The following is an 18,496-nucleotide window of genomic DNA, read 5'->3' as shown; positions in this document are numbered from 1 at the left end:
CTCGGTCGAGTTCGGTTGTACAAGATGACAAAGCAAGGAGATGGCGTCGTGGTGGGTTCGGATCGGCCACGTGGGTCTGCCGGTTCCGATCCTTCGGCGGCCGACGGGCCGGGACAGACCCCGGACACGTCGGGTTCGGTGCCCGGCGCGCCGGACCACGCTGCGAAGCCCCCCGGTAAGGCGGGTCGAAATCTACCCGCCGCCATTGCCGTGGGCGCTGCGTTGGGGATCTCGTTGATCCTGATCATGGTGTTCGTGCCCCTGGTGTGGATCGGTGTGGTGTCCGTGGCGCTCGCGGTCGCCACCTACGAGGTTGCCGATCGTCTCCGCGAAGCGGCTGTTCTCGTACCGCGTATCCCGCTGATCCTGGGTGGTCAGGCGATCATTTGGTCGGCTTGGCCGTGGGGGACCACCGGTGTCCTCAGCGCCACCGCGGGAACAGTCCTGGTCTGCATGGTGTGGCTGCTGCTACAGCAGGGTCTCCGGTCTGCACCGAAGAACTATCTGCGCGAACTCTCGGTAACGGTGCTGGTGGCATGCTGGTTGCCGCTTCTCGCCTCGTTTGCCGTGTTGATGGTGCTCGAGGACAACGGTCCCGAACGGGTGCTCGTCTTCCTCATCGCCGTGGTCTGCTCCGATGTGGGCGGGTACGTCGCCGGGGTGCTGTTCGGGAAGCACCCGATGGCGCCGGCAATCAGTCCGAAGAAGTCCTGGGAAGGACTCGCGGGCTCGTTGTTGTTCTGCGTGATCGGCTCACTGTTGACCGTCACGCTCATTCTCGGAGCGAATTCGCTGATCGGTGTGCTGCTGGGAGTCGTCCTGGTCGTGTCGGGAACCCTCGGCGATCTGATCGAGTCACAGGTGAAACGAGATCTGCGGATCAAGGACATGGGTACGCTGCTGCCGGGCCACGGCGGCATCATGGACCGCTTGGACTCCCTGCTTCCGTCGGCGTTCGTCGCGTGGCTGGTCTTCGCAATCCTGTTGTGACCGATCGCCGGACCATTCCCAGCCCGAACATCTGGCACTGGCCCGAGATCTACGAGGCAGAGAACCGAGCGCAGGATGTCGATGGCGCGATCCCGGCCGAACTGCGCCGAATTGCACCCTGGGATGGCGCAACCATCGTCGACGTCGGCTGTGGCACCGGCTTTCACCTTCCCGGGTTCGCCGCCTCGGCTCGGCGAGTGGTGGGCATCGAACCGTATGAGCCGATGGTCCGCCGCGCGCGAGTACGCGTCTCAGGATCGAGCAATGTCGAGGTGCTCACAGGTCATGCCGAGGAGATCCCACTCGAAGACTCCGTGGCCGACATCGTGCACGCCCGCACCGCGTACTTTTTCGGTCCGGGATGTGGAGCCGGAATCACCGAGGCGATGCGAGTTCTCCGTCCAGGTGGGACCTTGATCGTGGTTGATCTCGATGTTTCCGCTTCGCCCTATGGTCATTGGATGCGGGCGGATCTACCGAAATACAACTGCGCGGCCGTCGAGGGGTTCTTCGACGCGCAAGGATTCGCGTTGCGCAGAGTCGATACTCGATGGCGCTTCGAGGACCGGAAAACACTGCGTTCGGTGCTGCGAATCGAATTCACCAGGCGGACAGCGGAGCGGGCGGCTCGAAGTGTTCCCAACCTCGAATTCGGAGTGCGGTATCGCGTGCACTGGCGAGCCAAGCCCAGCGGGCTCGAGACGAGCCGGCTCGGACCTCGGTCGCTCTAGTCAGCTCGGATTCCGAATACGTCGGCGGCCGCGCGAATTTTCAGAGCCTTGGCCAATCGAGGCAGGTCACTGCCGTCCCTGACGTGTGCGCCGTCTGCACCGAGTTCTTCGACGACCTCGTGGGCCCAGGTGACGTCGTTCGGTGTCGGGGCCAACTCTCGGTTGACGATGGGTGCCTGTTCGGCATGCATACACAGTTTTCCGGTCATGCCCATCGACACCGTCAGCGCCGAGTCCCGGGCAAGAATTCCGTCGTTCGCCGTCAGAGTCGGTCCGTCGATCGGGCCCGGGAGTCGGGCCGCGCGCGAGGAGACTACGAGTCGCGACCGTGGATACGCCATGGCAAGTGGTTCGTCGCTCATTCCGGTGTCGCGGCGGAAATCGCCGCTGCCGAAAGCGAGCCGAAAGGTCGAATCGGCGCGCGCGATCTCGGCGACGGCTTCGAGGCCCACCGCGGATTCGACGAGCGCAAGAATCCGGGTGCCTGCAGGAAGCCTCGTCGCCGTGGCGTCGACCTGACTTCCGCTCTCGGTCTTCGCGAGCATGATGCCGGCGAGGGTTCCCACACCGGCGAGGGCGGCCAGATCTTCGGCCCAGAACGACGTGGTGGCGTCGTTTATTCGAACCCACGCGGTGTTCCCGGCCTCGAGCCAGGACACGACAGCCTCACGCGCAGCCGGTTTCGCTGCTGGGGCGACGGCATCTTCGATGTCGAGGATCACCGCGTCGACCTCGGAGTCGACAGCGGCGGAAAAGGCTTGGGGCCGGGTGGCCGGCACCAGCAGCCACGAGCGTGCGCGGTCCGGCGCGACCGCTGGTGTCACTCGATTCTGTATGAAAGTGGTCACATCAACTCCTTGCGGTGAGGTGGGGCACCGCAATCGTGATCGATTCAGTCTGGCGCAGCGAGCTTCTGTGCATAGTGTTCATCGATCCGTGAACTACTTTCGTTTCGCTGCGCGTCTGATCTGCAGGATGCGAACCCCGCCTGCCAAGGCCATCACCAGGGCGCCGGCGATTGCGGCCAGCAGCATCGCCACGCCGAGAGGCAGGTCGAATGTCCATATGAAGATGTTCACTGGGACTGCATCGAGATTCTGCAGAATGAATACCAGCAAGAGAATCAGAACGAGCGCGCCGACGACCAATCCGGTCCACAGAGCTGCAGCTCTCGTGTGCGCAATTCCGTCGGGCGACTGCCCGGATGGCAGCCGGTCATCGTGGACTGAGTCCGGGTCGGGTGCGCTGTGCTCGTCGGAATCGGGCGTCGTGATCGGTGACGGTGCTCGGTCCGAATCCGATCGATCTCGGGAGCTCACGGGCTCACCGGTGGGGTCCGCGTACTTGCCATCGCCTGTCGGAGTGGTCATTGTGCGATCCTTCCATGCCGAAGCCCGATCTAGCGTGCCCTGTGTTTACCCGTATGCGGGGGAGTGAAAACCAGACCGCCCGCGTGGTCTACGAATAGGACTCACGGCCTGCTAATGGGACACTGGTAGGCATTATGAGTGACCCCGCTACAGCAGCCGATGTGACCGCCGACGACAACACGCCCACGACGACGAGGCCGTCGCTTCCGTTGGTGTTCGCGGACAAGCGTCGCGGTATGCCCCCGCGGCACCTGGCCGATCTTGATCGGGAGGGCCTCAGGGAGGCTGTGAAGAAGCTAGGGCTCCCTGCGTTCCGTGCCGACCAGCTCGCTCGCCACTACTACGGCAGGCTCGAAGCCGACACGAAGAACATGACAGACCTGCCCGCCGCGGCCCGGGAAAAGGTCGGTGCCGATCTCTTTCCCCCGTTGCTCACCCCGCTCAAGCATCTCTCGTGCGACGACGGCGATACACGCAAGACCTTGTGGAAGGCGAATGACGGGACGCTGCTCGAGAGCGTGCTCATGCGCTATCCGGATCGAGCGACGCTGTGCATATCCAGTCAGGCGGGTTGCGGAATGGCGTGCCCGTTCTGCGCCACCGGTCAGGCCGGACTCGACCGGAACCTCACCACCGCCGAGATCGTGGATCAGGTCCGCTCTGCGGCCGCCGACCTGCGTGACGGTGTCGTGCCGGGCGGTCAAGGACGGTTGTCGAACGTGGTGTTCATGGGGATGGGGGAGCCCCTTGCCAACTACAAGCGCGTCGTCGCGGCGGTACGCAAGATCGTCTCACCCGCACCGGACGGTCTGGGTCTGTCACAGCGTTCGGTCACCGTGTCGACCGTGGGGTTGGCACCGGCGATCCGCAAGCTCGCCGACGAAGGGCTATCGGTGACGTTGGCGGTCTCCTTGCATACTCCCGACGACGAACTACGCGACACTCTTGTGCCGGTGAACAACCGTTGGTCGGTGGCGGAGGTTCTGGCAGCGGCCCGCTATTACGCCGATCGAACCGGCCGCCGAGTCTCGATCGAGTACGCCATGATCAAGGAAGTCAACGATCAGCCGTGGCGAGCGGACCTGCTCGGCAAGAAGCTGCACAAAGCGCTCGGCTCCCGGGTGCACGTCAATCTCATTCCGCTGAACCCGACGCCGGGCAGTGAATGGGACGCGAGCCCCAAGGACGTCGAGCGTGAATTCGTCAGAAGAGTGATCGCGCAGGGCGTCTCGTGCACCGTCCGAGATACCCGCGGACAGGAAATTGCCGCCGCCTGCGGTCAGCTCGCGGCGGAGAACTGACGAGAAGCTTCGGGCCGTTCGTTACCGCGGCTTGCGTCGGACGATGATGTCGCGCACCACGATGCCGACGAGGACGACCGCGAAGCCGATGAGGTAGAGGTCCTCGACCAGTCCGGTGTGATTGCCGTGCATCATGAAAAGCAGGAAGGCCGCGACGACGAGTGCGGCGATTCGCATGGCGCGCCGGGATTCCCCGGTCCAGCCCCAATCGGCGGACGGCACCTCGGCGATGTCCTCGTGGGTGTACTCGACCGGGTCGTACGAAGCGGGGGTCAGCTCGGTTTGGGCCACCGGTCGATCCTCTCGGGTCATGTTCACACCGTCGGTACGGCATGCATCGATGGTGACAATGTTTGCATACGACCGGCCGTCGTAGCCAGCAGGGTCGGCTGGGCCCCGACGGTGTGTGTCGAGCGCCCGTCAGGGAAGTAGTCGAGCGCCTGCAGGCAGTTGCTGGGAGACTGCTCAGCGTGAACACCGAAGGTGCGCCTCGTACACCGGCCGCTCGTCCCGCAGGGTCCGCCTATCCCCGGGACCTGGTCGGCTATGGCGCGATCCCACCCGATCCGGCGTGGCCGGGGGGCGCGCGGATCGCGCTGCAGTTCGTCCTCAATTACGAGGAGGGCTCGGAGAACAATGTTCTCGACGGCGACGCGGGTTCGGAGACCTTTCTGTCGGAGATGATCGGTGCTCAGTCTTTCCCCAATCGACACAAGAGCATGGAATCTCTGTACGAATACGGCTCGCGTGCCGGCGTGTGGCGAGTGCTGAGAGTCTTCTCACGGCGCGGTCTGCCTCTGACGGTCTTCGCCGTCGCACGCGCGATGCAACGCAACCCTGAAGCCGCGGCTGCTTTCGTCGAGCACGGTCACGAGATCGCCTCGCACGGGTTGCGTTGGCTCAATTATCAGATGGTCGACGAGGATGTCGAGCGTGCCCACATGGCCGAGGCCGTGGCCATTCTGACGGAGTTGACCGGAAGCGCGCCGCTCGGCTGGTACACCGGACGTGACTCGCCGAACACGCGATCGCTCGTGGTCGAGCACGGTGGATTTCTCTACGATTCCGACTCCTATGCCGACGATCTCCCGTACTGGGAACGGGTGGACGTGGGTTCCGGAACGACGCAGCACCTCGTGGTCCCGTACACGCTGGACACCAACGACATGCGATTCTCGTCGCCGGGCGGATTCTCGACGGGCGAGGAGTTCTTCGCGCACCTGCGCGACGCCTTCGACGTCCTGTACGCGGAGGGAGTAGCGGGCGCACCGAAGATGCTCTCGGTCGGGCTGCACTGTCGACTGGTGGGTCGCCCGGCTCGGATCGCCGCGCTCGAGCGGTTCCTCGACCACGTGCAGAGCCACGACAAGGTCTGGATCGCGCGACGCGTCGATATCGCCCGACATTGGGCGGCGAACCACCCGCATCCGGCGTGAAACGGGCAGGCCGTCGACACATAGCTGTCTCTCAGACTCCATCAGGGACAATGAACGAGTGCCAGAGCATCGAACACACGCCGAGATCGCCATCGACACGCCGGCCATGGGGGATCGTCCTCGAAAGCGCGTGCTCGTTCTGGGTAGCACCGGATCCATCGGTACGCAGGCTCTCGACGTCATCGCCGCAAATCCGTCGCAGTTCGAAGTGGTCGGGCTCGCAGCGGGCGGAGGCAACCTCGACCTACTGAGCAAACAGATTCGCGAAACCGGTGTCACTGCAGTGGCGGTGGCCGACCCGGCGGCGGGCGCCGAACTGAATCGGCCCGACACCTTGGTCGGTGATCGGGCAGTCACAGAATTGGTCGAATCCGTACAGGCGGACATCGTCCTCAACGCGCTGGTCGGCTCGCGCGGGCTCGAACCGACTCTCGCCGTGCTCGCCTCGGGCGCCACCCTGGCTCTGGCGAACAAGGAGTCGCTGGTCGCCGGCGGCGAGCTCGTCGTTTCCGCTGCCGCGCCGGGGCAGATCGTTCCGGTCGATTCCGAACACTCCGCACTGGATCAGTGTCTACGCGGTGGCCGCGCCGAGGAAGTGGAGCGGTTGATCCTCACGGCATCCGGTGGCCCGTTCCGAGGCTGGTCCGAGGTGGAACTGAAATCTGTGACACCCGAGCAGGCAGCGGCGCATCCGACCTGGTCGATGGGGCCGATGAACACGTTGAACTCGGCCACCCTGGTGAACAAGGGGCTCGAACTCATCGAGACACACCTGTTGTTCGGTGTTCCGTACGACCGAATCGACGTCACTGTGCATCGCCAGTCCATCGTCCACTCCATGGTGACGTTCTTCGACGGTTCCACGATTGCGCAAGCGAGCCCGCCCGATATGCGTCTGCCCATTGCGCTGGCGCTGGCATGGCCGAACCGAGTGCGTAACGCGGCCCGGGCCATCGACTTCACCACGTCCTTCACCTGGGATTTCGAACCGCTCGACGATCGAGTGTTCCCGGCCGTCCAGCTGGCCCGCGAAGCCGGAATTCTCGGCGGATGTATGACCGCGGTCTACAACGCGTCCAACGAGGTAGCCGCCGAGGCGTTCCTCGCCGGACGTATCAGCTTTCCGCGGATCGTCGAGACCGTCGCTCAGGTGGTCGACGCAGGTAGCGGCGATTGGACGTCCACCCCCCGCGGCGTGGACGATGTACTCGAAGCCGATTCCTGGGCACGCAGGCAGGCCCGCTCGTTCTTGAACCAGAAGGACTGAATCAACGATGGTGTTCGCTTTCGGCGTCATTCTCTTCGCTCTGGGCATCACTGTGTCGATCGCCCTGCACGAGGCCGGTCACATGTGGACCGCCCGCGCCACGGGCATGAAGGTACGGCGGTTCTTCATCGGCTTCGGCCCCAAGGTGTTCTCGTTCCGGCGAGGCGAAACCGAGTACGGCCTCAAGGCCATACCTGCGGGCGGCTTCTGCGACATCGCCGGAATGACTGCGATCGACGTTCTCGAACCGGATGAGATAGACCGTGCCATGTACCGGCAGAAGACGTGGAAGCGTCTGCTGGTGATGATGGGCGGAATCTGGATGAACTTTCTCCTGGGCTTCGTGCTGATCTTCATCCTGGCCGTGGGCTGGGGGCTGCCGAACCTGAACCCGCCGACGAACGCACTGGTGGGTGAGATGCCGTGTGTTACCGCAACTCAGAACAGGGATCTGTCGTACCCCGAATGCGATGGCCCCGGCCCGGCGTATCAGGCCGGAATTCGGGAGGGTGACGTCATCGTCTCGGTGAACGGGACGCCGACCGCGGACTTCACCGACGTCGTCCGAGCGACGCAACCGTTGTCGGGGACAGTGGACTTCGTCGTGGAGCGGAACGGTGAGCAGCTGACGTTCCCGGTGGCGGTGCAGCAAGTCCAGCGATGGGTGTCCGACGGTACGGAGGACGGGCGAGAATCGGCGACCGTCGGGGCGGTTGGAATTCAGCTCGCACAGTTCTTGCCGACGCAGTACAACCCGCTCGCGGCCATCCCGGCCTCCTTCGCCTTCACCGGCGAAATGTTCGTCGAGACCGCCGAGCGCCTGGTGCAGATGCCGAGCAAGGTTGCCGACCTCTGGACCTCCGTCACCGGCGGTGAGCGCGATCCGGAGACACCGATCAGCGTGGTAGGTGCCAGTGTCATCGGCGGGCAGCTGGTAGAGCGGTCCTTGTGGCCAGTGTTCATTCTGCTGCTGGCGAGTTTGAATTTCTTCCTCGGAATCTTCAACCTGCTGCCGCTGTTGCCGCTGGACGGTGGGCATATGGCGGTGACCATGTACGAGCGGATTCGCAACTTCTTCCGCAATCGGCGTGGTCTGCCGAACGGTGGGCCGGTCGATTACATGAAGCTGATGCCCGCGACATATGTGGTGATCGTGATCGGTGGGGCATACATGTTGCTCACGCTCACAGCGGACATCGTGAACCCCATTCAATTGTTCTAGCTAGACTCGTGCATATAGCTAGGGAAGAAGGCAACGAAGTGACTGTGTCAGTCGGACTGGGAATACCGGCTCCTCCGGTTCCCGTACTCGCACCCCGCCGGAAGACGCGTCAACTGCAGGTCGGATCGGTTGGGGTGGGCAGTGACCATCCCATTTCGGTGCAGTCGATGTGCACGACCAAGACTCACGACATCAACGCGACTCTGCAGCAGATTGCGGAACTGACGGCATCCGGTTGCGATATCGTGCGCGTCGCATGCCCCACCCAGGAGGATGCGGACGCCTTGTCCGTCATCGCCAAGAAGAGCCAGATCCCGGTCATCGCGGATATTCACTTCCAACCGAAGTACATATTCGCCGCGATCGATGCGGGCTGCGCTGCAGTGCGCGTCAACCCAGGAAACATCAAGGAGTTCGACGGCCGAGTCAAAGAGGTCGCCAAGGCGGCAGGTGATGCGAACATTCCGATTCGCATCGGCGTCAATGCGGGGTCGCTCGACAAGCGAATGATGGACAAGTACGGAAAGGCGACGCCTGAGGCGCTCGTCGAGTCGGCACTGTGGGAGGCCGGCCTGTTCGAGGAGCACGGCTTCGGCGACATCAAGATCTCCGTCAAGCACAACGACCCGGTTGTCATGGTCGCTGCATACGAGCAGCTCGCCGCGCAGTGCGACTACCCTCTGCACCTCGGCGTCACCGAGGCCGGCCCCGCGTTCCAAGGCACCATCAAGTCGGCGGTCGCCTTCGGTGCGCTGCTCGCTCGCGGCATCGGCGACACCATTCGCGTCTCGCTGTCGGCTCCGCCGGCCGAGGAGATCAAAGTCGGCAATCAGATTCTGCAATCGCTCAACCTGCGTCCACGCAAACTCGAGATCGTCTCCTGCCCGTCATGTGGACGCGCGCAGGTGGACGTCTACACCCTCGCCGACGAAGTCACCGCAGGGCTGGAGGGCATGGACATACCCTTGCGTGTGGCCGTGATGGGGTGCGTCGTCAACGGTCCCGGCGAAGCGCGAGACGCCGACATCGGAGTGGCTTCAGGCAACGGCAAGGGCCAGATATTCGTCAAGGGGAAGGTCATCAAGACGGTTCCCGAAGCGCAGATCGTGGAGACGTTGATCGAGGAAGCGATGCGTATCGCCGAGGAGTTCGGCGAAGGTGAGGGTTCCGATCCCGGCGCGCCGGTCGTCACGGTCGGTTGAGGCGAAGTGGCAGGAATGCCCGACGCCGCCTCGAAAGTCTGGCAATCTGTGAGCGGTGACTCGGCGATCGGCGCACGTTCGGCTCTGTGATGTTGTGCTCGGTGACGCTGTCTCCACGTGGATGCGGCGGGCAGGAGGTGACCCCAGGTGCTCAAGCTTCTCGGTGCGAAGCCTCTGAGTGGCAAGGACACGTCCAACGTGCTGCGCGTGCTCGATGCTGATCCCATAGCGTCCTGCATGATTGCGGCGCGCGTTCAGGAGAACGGTCTCGACCCGCGCTCGTTTCACGGTGAGATGTGGAGTCGCGGAGGTCCGGACGAGTCGCTGTGTTTCTACGGTGCCAATCTCGTCCCGCTGAGAGGTTCGGTGGACGATCTGCGTTCGTTCGCAGACCGGGCGTGCCGTGGACCGCGTATGTGTTCCTCGCTCGTCGGACGGGCTGAGCTGACGCTGCCGCTGTGGGAGATGTTGGAACCGGATTGGGGTCCGCCTCGTGAACTGCGCAGCGAGCAACCGCTGCTCGCCACCTCGCAGTACTCGACCTTCGCGCCCGATCCTGGTGTGCGGCTCGTTCGGGCCGACGAAATCGAGGTGTATCTCACGGCTGCGGTCGCGATGTTCATCGAGGAAGTCGGGGTCGATCCTCGCGCCAACGATGGTGGTCGGGGTTACCGACGTCGAATCGGCAGTCTCATCGCCGCCGGTCGCGCGTGGGCGCGGATCGAAGACGGCGAGGTGATCTACAAGGCGGAGATCGGATCTCAATCGGCGACCGTGGGCCAGATCCAGGGAGTGTGGGTGCATCCGCTCTATCGGGGACGCGGGATCGGGTCCGCCGGCACTGCCAGCGTCGTCGATGCAGTCGTGCGCAGCGGCCGAACGGCAAGCCTGTATGTCAACAGCTTCAACATTCCGGCCAGGCGCGCCTACGCGCGCATCGGACTGACTCAGGTCGCGACATTTGCGACGGTTCTTCTCGACTGACCGCGATTCGCTGACTGTAGTTGCGCAGAAGCCGAACTACGATGGGTGCGATGAGATTTCCGGATGTCCGACGCGCGCGGCGCGCAATCTCGACTGTTGCGGTTGCCCTCGCGATCGTGGCGTCGTCGTCGGCGTGTACGCCGAGTCCGGACGGTCCCGAACCTGCTGCGCAGGCGTTTCTCGCCGCCATTTCCGCCCGCGAAATCGAGACCGCGGCGTCCGACACGGATCGACCGTCGGCGGCCGCCGCGGCACTCGCCGAGACCTGGGACAACCTGCAGGCCGAATCACTCGAGGCGACAACAACTTCCGTACGGGTCAACGGCGATACCGCAACGGTCGGCTACACCTACCGGTGGCAGCTACCGCGGGATCGAGTCTGGACCTACGACGGTGAACTGCAGATGGGCAGAGCCAACGACCAATGGGGTGTTCGGTGGACCTCGACCGACATTCACCCTGGTCTCGGTGAAACCCAGACCATGGCATTGCGTTCCACCGCGCCGCCACGGGCGCGAGTGAACGAGAGGTCCGGAACCGACGTCTTGGTCCCGGGCGTCGTGTACCGGATCAAGATCGACGCCGACGAGGCGGCGAACGTCGTCGAGTCGGCGACGAGACTCGTCGAGATCCTCGAGCCGTTGGCCCCCGGGCTCTCCGCCCAGAGCATCGTCGAGTCCGCGACGTCCATCGACGGGGAATACCCGGTAGCTCTGCTCCGTGAGGAGGACTATCGAAGCGTGGCGGCGCCGCTTTCGGCGCTGTCCGGCGTGAGTATCTCCGACGAGTCGGATCTCGTCTCTACCGACCGGACCTTCGCACCCGATCTCGTTTCGCAGGTCAAGAAGGCCGTGATCGACGAGGTCGACGGTCAGGCCGGATGGAGCGTGGTGACGGTGAATCGGAACGGCGTCGAAGTCGACGTACTGACCGACACACCGCCCGAGCCTGCGCCGTCGTTCTCGGTCACGCTGGATCGCAATATCCAGGTAGCTGCTCAGAATGCGGTGAACGCGCGTGTCGAGCAGGCGATGATGGTTGTCATCGAACCGTCGACGGGGGCGATCCTTGCCGTGGCGCAGAACGAGGAAGCAGATCGAGATGGTCCCGTTGCCTCGGCCGGGTTGTACCCGCCCGGATCGACATTCAAGATCATCACCGCCGGAGCAGCGATCTCGGAGGGCATCGCGGGCCCGTCAACCACTGTCCCGTGTCCTGGCCGCATTGTCATCGGCGAACGCAGTATCCCCAACTACAACGAGTTTTCGCTTGGGAACGTGAGCATGGCGACGGCGTTCACTCGTTCCTGCAACACCTCGTTCGCGAAGCTGGCCAGTGAGATGCGACCCGATGCACTGACGGTTGCGGCATCGCAGTTCGGTATCGGACCCGACTACGACGTGACGGGCCTGCCCACCGACTCCGGATCGGTTCCGCCCGCCGCCGAGCTCGTGCAGCGGACCGAGGACGGATTCGGGCAGGGCCGAGTTGTCGTCTCCACTTTCGGAATGGCGTTGGCTGCAGCCACCGTCGCGAACGGATCGACTCCGATCCCGAGGTTGATCGTCGGTGCGGACACCACGATCGAGGGCGATCACCCCCCGATCGAGCCGGCCATGGTCGACGGGCTGCGCGGAATGATGCGCTCGGTGGTCACGAGTGGCACAGCCGATCGCATCGCGGATCAGGGCGAGGTGTTCGGTAAGACAGGAGAGGCTGAAGTCGAAGGCGGTTCACACGCCTGGTTCGTCGGCTATCGCGGCGACCTGGCCTTCGCGACTCTGGTGGTGCGTGGCGGCAGCTCGGACAACGCTGTGGCCGTCACGCGAGATATGTTCGAGCAACTGCCGCCGGGATACTGAAACGGCGGCAGTAGCCAGCGAGTTCGTCAGGGGAGCAGGCCGAGCTTTCGTGCTGCGACGACGGCTTCGTGGCGAGTGCGTGTACCAGTCTTGGTCATGACCGTGCGCAAGTACGACTTCACCGTTTCCGGTCGCAGCGACAACCTCTCGGCGGCTTGGGCATTGGTGCAGCCGAGCGCAATCTGCGCGAGCACGTCCGATTCGCGGGCGGTCAGCGTGACGTCGGTATCGATGGGAGCGGCGCGCAGCGCATCGGTGATTCGATCGGACAGCAGCGTCAGCTTTTCTCTCACCGCGGCCTCGGTGGTCGAGGTGGACAACGTACGCAGCTCGGCGTGGAGTTCGCGAAGGATCTCCGTCGCGACCGTCGATCCCGCCGACTGCGAGTGCGCTTCGAGCATGTCGACGCGGCGGTCGACTTCGTCCCGTATCGCGAACTCCTGCGAGAGGCGCTTGGAGGCCTGCACCATCGTGTCCGCCACTCGGTCACCGAGAGGGCCACGCTCGCGCACGGCGGCATACATCACGGCTCGGGATGCTCCGCCGACGACGACGGGAACGGCCAGTATCGAACGAAGTCCCTCGCTCAGTACCGGGCGGTCGTAGTCGTGGGTGATGTAGCGCGAGCTGCCGTAGTCGCTGACCGCAGCGGGTGTGCACTGGTCCATCACCCGACCGCCGAGGCCTGATCGACTCGGGATCAACAGACCGTCGAGCCCACGAGTCCTGGTGCCGTGGAACTCGCTCAGGCGCAGGGTGTGCGCCGACACTTCTCCGCCGAACACGACGGGAACACCCGAAACCGCGGCTATCCGCCGCAGTTCGCTGCGCAGTGCATCGCTGTCGCGAGGGCGTAACAGGTCACTACGTGACACGTGCGACTCCCTTCGATTCATGTGAGCTGAATCATAGTAGTTGAGCCCTCGGGTGCGTCGATGGTAGGGCCGCCTCCAGGCCGTAGACGCGGTACGTGCCCGCTGAGGCCAACGACTACCCTGGTGGGCATGTCTGTGACCGCCGAGAGCAAGCCCCGTCAGCCACTCGTGCCGGGCGTCGTATCGCCTACCCTGCCTGTGCCCAGTTCGATCGAACGACCCGAGTACGCCTGGAAGCCGACGGCGAACGAGGGCAACGAGCCGTGGGTTCAGACGCCTGAGGTCATCGAGAAGATGCGTGTGGCCTCGAAGATCGCGGCCGGCGCGTTGCAAGAAGCCGGCAAGGCGGTTGCGCCGGGTGTCACCACCGACGAACTAGACCGCATTGCACACGCCTACATGATCGATCACGGTGCGTATCCGTCCACGCTGGGATACAAGGGATTTCCCAAGTCGTGCTGCACATCGCTGAACGAGATCATCTGTCACGGCATTCCCGACTCGACCGTCATCGAGGACGGTGACATCGTCAATATCGACGTCACCGCCTACATCGACGGCGTGCACGGAGACACCAACGCGACTTTTCTTGCCGGCAACGTTTCCGAGGAGGCTCGCTTGCTCGTGGAGCGGACTCATGAAGCGACTATGCGTGCGATCAAGGCCGTCAAGCCCGGTCGCGCCCTCAACGTCGTCGGCCGCGTCATCGAGTCGTATGCGCACCGTTTCGGCTACGGCGTCGTCGAGGACTTCACCGGCCATGGAATCGGTACCACCTTCCACAGCGGGCTGGTTGTGCTGCACTACGACCAGCCGTCTGTGGAGACGGTCATCGAGCCGGGCATGACGTTCACGATCGAGCCCATGATCAACCTCGGCGGGATCGATGCCGAGATGTGGGACGACGGCTGGACTGTCGTCACGCGCGACCGCAAGTGGACGGCACAATTCGAGCACACGCTCGTCGTGACCGAGACAGGCAGCGAGATCCTGACGCTGCCGTGAGCGGAGCCTGCGGAGTGAACCCGGGTGCCGTGAGCGGAGCCTGCGGAGTGACGGGCGCTCTGCTGGTGGCGGGCTGTACCTCCGATGCCGGTAAAAGTGTGTTGGTCGCCGGCCTGTGTCGGATGCTGGCTCGACGAGGTGTGTCGGTTGCCCCGTTCAAGGCGCAGAACATGTCGAACAATTCGGTGGTCACCCTCGACGGAGGTGAGATAGGCCGGGCGCAGGCGTTGCAGGCTCGTGCCTGCGGTCTCGAACCGAGCGTGCGGTTCAATCCTGTGCTGCTGAAGCCGGGTAGTGATCGGACATCTCAACTCGTGGTGCGTGGTCACGCGGTGGCGCAGGTGTCGGCGTCGAGCTATATCGAGCATCGGCAGGCCTTGCGGGAGGTAGTTGCTGCAGAACTCGCATCGCTGCGGGAAGACTACGACGTGGTCATCTGTGAGGGTGCGGGCTCACCGGCAGAGATCAATCTGCGTGCAACGGATCTGGCGAACATGGGTTTGGCGACTGCTGCCTCGCTGCCGGTGATCGTGGTGGGGGACATCGATCGTGGTGGGGTGCTCGCGCACCTGTTCGGCACCGTCGCCGTGCTGTCACCCGAGGACCAGGAGTTCATCAAAGGCTTCGTCATCAACAAGTTTCGAGGCGATCCAGCGTTGTTGGATCCGGGCCTCGTTCAGCTCGAATCCCTCACCGGCAGGCGAACTTTCGGGGTGGTGCCCTACTGCGAGGATCTGTGGCTGGACGCGGAAGACTCGTTGGGGACGGTGGCCGATGCTCCGGTCGGTCGTCCTCGGCCGCCGTTGGGGGAGCAGTGGTTACGGGTAGCGGCGATCCGTCTTCCTCGCATTTCCAACACCACCGACGTGGAGGCGCTGGCCTGTGAACCGGGGGTATCGGTGCACTGGGTGACCGAGCCCTCCCGGCTGACCGATGCTGACCTCGTCGTGGTTCCGGGCACCAAGGCGACACTGTCGGATCTGCAGTGGCTGCGTCGAACCGGTTTGGCCGATGCCCTGGTGTCGCGAGTGAACGCGGATCTTCCGGTGCTCGGTATCTGCGGCGGTTATCAGATGCTCGGGCGCACCGTCACCGACACCGTGGAGAGTTCTTCGGGAAGAGTCGAAGGGCTCGGGCTACTGGACCTCGACGTCGAGTTTCATTCGGAGAAGGTGCTCGCGCGGGTGTCGGGGTCCTCGCCTCTGTTCGACGTCGGTGATGTCACCGGCTACGAGATACACCACGGCCGGGTGGTGCGAAACGGTGATGCGCCGCTGTTGCGTGACGCGAACGGGGAAGCGGAGGGCAGCGTCCGCGGAAGCGTGCTCGGATCGCACTGGCACGGGATGCTCGAATCCGACGGCTTCCGTCGACACCTGTTGCGGTGGGCGGCGGACCGGGCCGGCCGTGGAGGGTTCGAGGTGGCAGCGGATACGTCGGTCGGGGCAATGCGCGAGCAGCAACTCGACCTACTCGCGGACCTGGTGGAGAACAATGTCGATGTCGACGCCGTGCTCGAGATCATCGAGCGCGGCATCGACGTGTGAGGTCTGCTGTGGCTCAAGCGGTTGCGCGTCGCAGTCCTGTCCAGCTTGCTATTGCGAAGAGTGCGCTCAGTGCGAGCGGGATGGCACCCAGGAGCAGCACGGTCGGTGTCTCGATGAAGAAGCGGCCGACCGCGGGCCACCACTGCTGCCACGACACTACGATCACAGCGCTGCCCACCACCACGAGCGCGGCCAGACCGGTGGCCAGGATGCCGGTAACGCGGTAGCGCTGATAGACAACGCCCAAGGCCATGCCGACGGAGGCGACGAGCAGCAGTGTCGTAAAGATTCCGAGCCATTCCAGGAACGGATTTTCGGTGGCGTAGCGGAAGGGGCCGAACATCCGAGATTTCACTCCGAAGCCGGCAGTAGCGTTTTCGAGCGCAGACAGCACGACTACCAATGTCGCAAGCAGTGCCGATTGTACGGTTCCGACCAGCGCGGTCGCTCTGAAGAACTCTTTTCGAGTCACACTGATACCGAGAGCGAACGGGAAGGTCTGGGTCACTGCCTGCAGGTAGAAGCCCACTGCGAATCCGTACATCGAGAACATGCCTCCGGTGAAGTTGTACTCGTTGTCGGTCTCGGGCAGGAGCGCGAACAACGTGTAGCTGAGCGCGAAGGCGATGGCGAGCACACCTATAGGCCAGCCGATGATCAACGGCCACGCGGTGAGGTGCAGTCGTGCGACATCGAGTGTGCGTTTCATGAAGCCGACTCCTTCGCGGTGGTGTTTCGAACGATCAGTTGTTGCAGTGACAACGGTTCGACACCGAGTCCGAGGGCTGTCGCTCGGGTGCGTTCGTCCAGCGAGAGTGCTGAGTCGATACTGACCCGTGCGAGCGACCCCAGCGAGTCTCGGTGCAGCACTGCACGTCCGCCAACGAACTGCTCGACTGCGCTCGCGGTGCCGGAGACCACGAAAGCGCTTCGCCGCAGCTCGTCCGCATCGGAGTCGATGACGATGCGACCTTTGTCGATGAGGAGGACGTGTTCGATCAGATCGCTGACCTCGTCGATCAGATGAGTGGACAGGATGACGGTGCGGGGGTTCTCGGCATAGTCGGCAAGCAGCCGGTCATAGAACATGTGCCGTGCGACGGCGTCGAGTCCCAGGTATGGCTCGTCGAAGAATGTCAGTGGCGCGCGTGAGGCCAACCCGATAACGATGCCGAGTGCGGATGTCATCCCGCGCGAGAGTTTCTTCACCTTCCGAGTGGTCGGTAGATCGAAGTCGCGCATCAGTTCGTCTGCGAAATCTCGGTCCCAGCGCGGGAGAAGCCTTGCGGAACAATCGAGTACGTGTCGCACTCTGAAGTCATCGGGGAACTTTTGGCTTTCGCCGATGAAGCAGATGTCAGCCAGCGCCGAGCGATTCTCATAGGGCTGCATTCCGAAAACGTCGATGTTGCCGGTGGTGTGACGACACTGCGCGGTGAGGAGTTGCATCACCGTGGTCTTGCCGGCGCCGTTGCGACCGAGCAGACCGTAGATCTTGTCGGCGCGGATGTCGAAGCTTATCCCGTCCACCGCGGTGAAGTTTCCGTACGACTTGGTCAGATTGCGCGCGGATGCGATGACGGGCGCGTCGTCGACCAGGGTGAGGTCGTGACGATCGGTTATGATCTTTCCTCCCAGGTATCGAGCATGGTCTTGAGCTCGTCGACGGTCATGCCGAGCTTGTTCGCTTCTGTGATCAACGGTTCGATGTATTGCTTGGCGAAATCCTCGCGACGGCGGAAGCGGAGTGCATCCGAGGCGCCGTTGGTGACGAACATGCCGATTCCTCTTCTCTTGTAGAGGATTCCGTCGGCGACGAGTTTGGCGAGGCCTTTGCCTGCTGTCGCCGGGTTGATTCGATGGAAGGCAGCCAGCTCGTTCGTCGATGGAACTTGCGCCTCGTCGGCGTAGGTGCCGTCGATGATCGAGTTCTCGATCATTTCGGCGATCTGTACGAAGAGGGGTCGGCCCTCGTCGATCAAGTCGATCGCCATGAGACTGTTTGGCTATATGGTTCCTTACTCATGTAATGAACCATAGAACCTGTCCATCGGCTGTGCAACTCCATGCCGGCTATCGAGGTGGAGGCGGGTGGTGCAGTAGCGTCGAGGCCATGGACCACAAGCAAGTGACGACCCGAGACGGGAGCTGCTCGCTGCGCATCGCAGGGCCGGATTCCAGGCACGCAGTGCTGATGCTTCCGGGACTGGGTGACCCTCCTGACCTGTACGACGGCGTCGCCGAGCGGCTGCACAACTCGGATCTCAAAACCGTTGCCGTGGAAGATATCGCAGGCCTGGACCACAGTGCGGTATTGGCGGTCCTGGACGAGTTGTCGCTACCATGGGTCCACCTCGTCGGCACCGACGAGGGCGCTGAGCTGGCATGGACACTCGCGGCGCGGACGTTCGGCAGAATCGCCAGTCTCGTCGTCTGCGACCGCGGCCATCCGGCCGTCCCAGACCAGAACGGCCTCGTGCTCGCGGCAGACTGCCCGCCGGTCGAGCTTCCGACGACGATTGTCGTCGGAAATTCGCTCGGACGCGCGGTCGCCGACAGCAGCGGCCGTCTCGTCTACGGAGACTTCCGCGTGGTTCAGCTCGACGGCGTCGGCAAGGTACCGGCCGATGCGACGGCGGAGCTCGCCACCGAGATCGTTCTTCGCACCAGTCCCTGGTGACGAGCCGCCGAGCCTCGTCGGATA

19 protein-coding genes are annotated in these 18,496 nt (G+C 63.7%); 12 read left to right on the top strand and 7 right to left on the bottom strand.

What is annotated here, in order from left to right:
* The first annotated feature begins 24 nt into the window (after nucleotides 1-24).
* Nucleotides 25-990 (top strand): phosphatidate cytidylyltransferase, encoded by a 966-nt coding sequence (locus tag KVY23_RS00990; RefSeq protein ID WP_230554955.1) that lies wholly within the window; start codon nucleotides 25-27, stop codon nucleotides 988-990.
* Entirely contained in the window at nucleotides 987-1,721 is a 735-nt protein-coding gene (locus KVY23_RS00985; RefSeq protein WP_230554954.1) for a class I SAM-dependent methyltransferase, read from the top strand. The genes KVY23_RS00990 and KVY23_RS00985 overlap by 4 nt, the downstream gene beginning before the upstream one ends.
* Here the strand turns inward: KVY23_RS00985 and KVY23_RS00980 are convergent.
* Nucleotides 1,718-2,569, bottom strand: a complete 852-nt coding sequence (locus KVY23_RS00980) for a CoA ester lyase (RefSeq protein ID WP_371829746.1) — start codon at nucleotides 2,567-2,569, stop codon at nucleotides 1,718-1,720. The two genes, KVY23_RS00985 and KVY23_RS00980, sit on opposite strands and share 4 nt — an antisense overlap.
* A gap of 93 nt (nucleotides 2,570-2,662) precedes the next feature.
* Nucleotides 2,663-3,091 carry a lipopolysaccharide assembly LapA domain-containing protein gene (locus KVY23_RS00975; protein ID WP_230554953.1) on the bottom strand — a complete coding sequence of 143 codons (429 nt, stop codon included), beginning with the start codon at nucleotides 3,089-3,091 and terminating at the stop codon, nucleotides 2,663-2,665.
* A gap of 236 nt (nucleotides 3,092-3,327) precedes the next feature.
* On the opposite strand from KVY23_RS00975, the gene rlmN reads away from it, so the two are divergent.
* On the top strand, nucleotides 3,328-4,392 hold the full coding sequence (gene rlmN / locus KVY23_RS00970; RefSeq protein WP_230555041.1) for a 23S rRNA (adenine(2503)-C(2))-methyltransferase RlmN: 1,065 nt from the start codon (nucleotides 3,328-3,330) through the stop codon (nucleotides 4,390-4,392).
* Nucleotides 4,393-4,413: 21 nt separating this feature from the next.
* Here the strand turns inward: rlmN and KVY23_RS00965 are convergent, their stop codons facing one another.
* On the bottom strand, nucleotides 4,414-4,683 hold the full coding sequence (locus KVY23_RS00965) for a DUF2631 domain-containing protein (RefSeq protein ID WP_139318232.1): 270 nt from the start codon (nucleotides 4,681-4,683) through the stop codon (nucleotides 4,414-4,416).
* 179 nt (nucleotides 4,684-4,862) lie between these two features.
* Here KVY23_RS00965 and puuE point away from each other — a divergent pair, with 179 nt between their 5' ends.
* From puuE to KVY23_RS00935, 6 genes are all read left to right on the top strand, one after another.
* Complete coding sequence (gene puuE, locus KVY23_RS00960; RefSeq protein WP_230554952.1) at nucleotides 4,863-5,828, top strand: allantoinase PuuE; 966 nt, start codon at nucleotides 4,863-4,865, stop codon at nucleotides 5,826-5,828.
* A 106-nt stretch (nucleotides 5,829-5,934) separates the two neighbouring features.
* Entirely contained in the window at nucleotides 5,935-7,095 is a 1,161-nt protein-coding gene (dxr, locus tag KVY23_RS00955; protein WP_230555040.1) for a 1-deoxy-D-xylulose-5-phosphate reductoisomerase, read from the top strand.
* 7 nt (nucleotides 7,096-7,102) lie between these two features.
* Nucleotides 7,103-8,317: an RIP metalloprotease gene (locus tag KVY23_RS00950; RefSeq protein ID WP_230554951.1), complete on the top strand. Its 1,215-nt coding sequence runs from the start codon at nucleotides 7,103-7,105 to the stop codon at nucleotides 8,315-8,317.
* Between the two features lie 38 nt (nucleotides 8,318-8,355).
* Nucleotides 8,356-9,519, top strand: coding sequence for a flavodoxin-dependent (E)-4-hydroxy-3-methylbut-2-enyl-diphosphate synthase (gene ispG / locus KVY23_RS00945; protein WP_230554950.1), 1,164 nt, complete (start codon nucleotides 8,356-8,358; stop codon nucleotides 9,517-9,519).
* Nucleotides 9,520-9,666: 147 nt separating this feature from the next.
* Nucleotides 9,667-10,503, top strand: coding sequence for a GNAT family N-acetyltransferase (locus KVY23_RS00940; protein WP_206510838.1), 837 nt, complete (start codon nucleotides 9,667-9,669; stop codon nucleotides 10,501-10,503).
* 50 nt (nucleotides 10,504-10,553) lie between these two features.
* Nucleotides 10,554-12,365, top strand: a complete 1,812-nt coding sequence (locus KVY23_RS00935) for a penicillin-binding transpeptidase domain-containing protein (RefSeq protein ID WP_230554949.1) — start codon at nucleotides 10,554-10,556, stop codon at nucleotides 12,363-12,365.
* 26 nt (nucleotides 12,366-12,391) lie between these two features.
* Here the strand turns inward: KVY23_RS00935 and KVY23_RS00930 are convergent, their stop codons facing one another.
* Nucleotides 12,392-13,261, bottom strand: a complete 870-nt coding sequence (locus KVY23_RS00930; protein ID WP_230554948.1) for a LuxR C-terminal-related transcriptional regulator — start codon at nucleotides 13,259-13,261, stop codon at nucleotides 12,392-12,394.
* A 108-nt stretch (nucleotides 13,262-13,369) separates the two neighbouring features.
* Here KVY23_RS00930 and map point away from each other — a divergent pair, with 108 nt between their 5' ends.
* Nucleotides 13,370-14,245, top strand: coding sequence for a type I methionyl aminopeptidase (gene map / locus KVY23_RS00925; protein WP_206510835.1), 876 nt, complete (start codon nucleotides 13,370-13,372; stop codon nucleotides 14,243-14,245).
* Between the two features lie 47 nt (nucleotides 14,246-14,292).
* Complete coding sequence (locus KVY23_RS00920; RefSeq protein ID WP_230555039.1) at nucleotides 14,293-15,792, top strand: cobyric acid synthase; 1,500 nt, start codon at nucleotides 14,293-14,295, stop codon at nucleotides 15,790-15,792.
* Nucleotides 15,793-15,805: 13 nt separating this feature from the next.
* On the opposite strand, the gene KVY23_RS00915 is transcribed toward KVY23_RS00920, so the two are convergent.
* From KVY23_RS00915 to KVY23_RS00905, 3 genes are read right to left on the bottom strand one after another with little or no spacing between them, the layout of a single operon-like run.
* Nucleotides 15,806-16,501 carry an ABC transporter permease gene (locus tag KVY23_RS00915; RefSeq protein WP_230554947.1) on the bottom strand — a complete coding sequence of 232 codons (696 nt, stop codon included), beginning with the start codon at nucleotides 16,499-16,501 and terminating at the stop codon, nucleotides 15,806-15,808.
* On the bottom strand, nucleotides 16,498-17,415 hold the full coding sequence (locus tag KVY23_RS00910) for an ABC transporter ATP-binding protein (RefSeq protein ID WP_230555038.1): 918 nt from the start codon (nucleotides 17,413-17,415) through the stop codon (nucleotides 16,498-16,500). The genes KVY23_RS00915 and KVY23_RS00910 overlap by 4 nt, the downstream gene beginning before the upstream one ends.
* The gene (locus tag KVY23_RS00905; RefSeq protein ID WP_230555037.1) at nucleotides 17,412-17,774 is read right to left on the bottom strand and encodes a GntR family transcriptional regulator; all 363 of its coding nucleotides are present in this window, start codon (nucleotides 17,772-17,774) and stop codon (nucleotides 17,412-17,414) included. Before KVY23_RS00905 ends, KVY23_RS00910 begins: the two co-directional genes overlap by 4 nt.
* Nucleotides 17,775-17,905: 131 nt before the next feature.
* Between KVY23_RS00905 and KVY23_RS00900 the strand changes: the two genes are divergently transcribed.
* Nucleotides 17,906-18,472: an alpha/beta fold hydrolase gene (locus KVY23_RS00900; protein ID WP_230554946.1), complete on the top strand. Its 567-nt coding sequence runs from the start codon at nucleotides 17,906-17,908 to the stop codon at nucleotides 18,470-18,472.
* Nucleotides 18,473-18,496 lie beyond the last annotated feature (24 nt).

It is taken from the genome of Rhodococcus sp. I2R, assembly GCF_020889545.1.
Taxonomy (GTDB): Bacteria; Actinomycetota; Actinomycetes; order Mycobacteriales; family Mycobacteriaceae; genus Rhodococcoides.
This window is presented reverse-complemented; position numbering and strand designations above follow the sequence as displayed.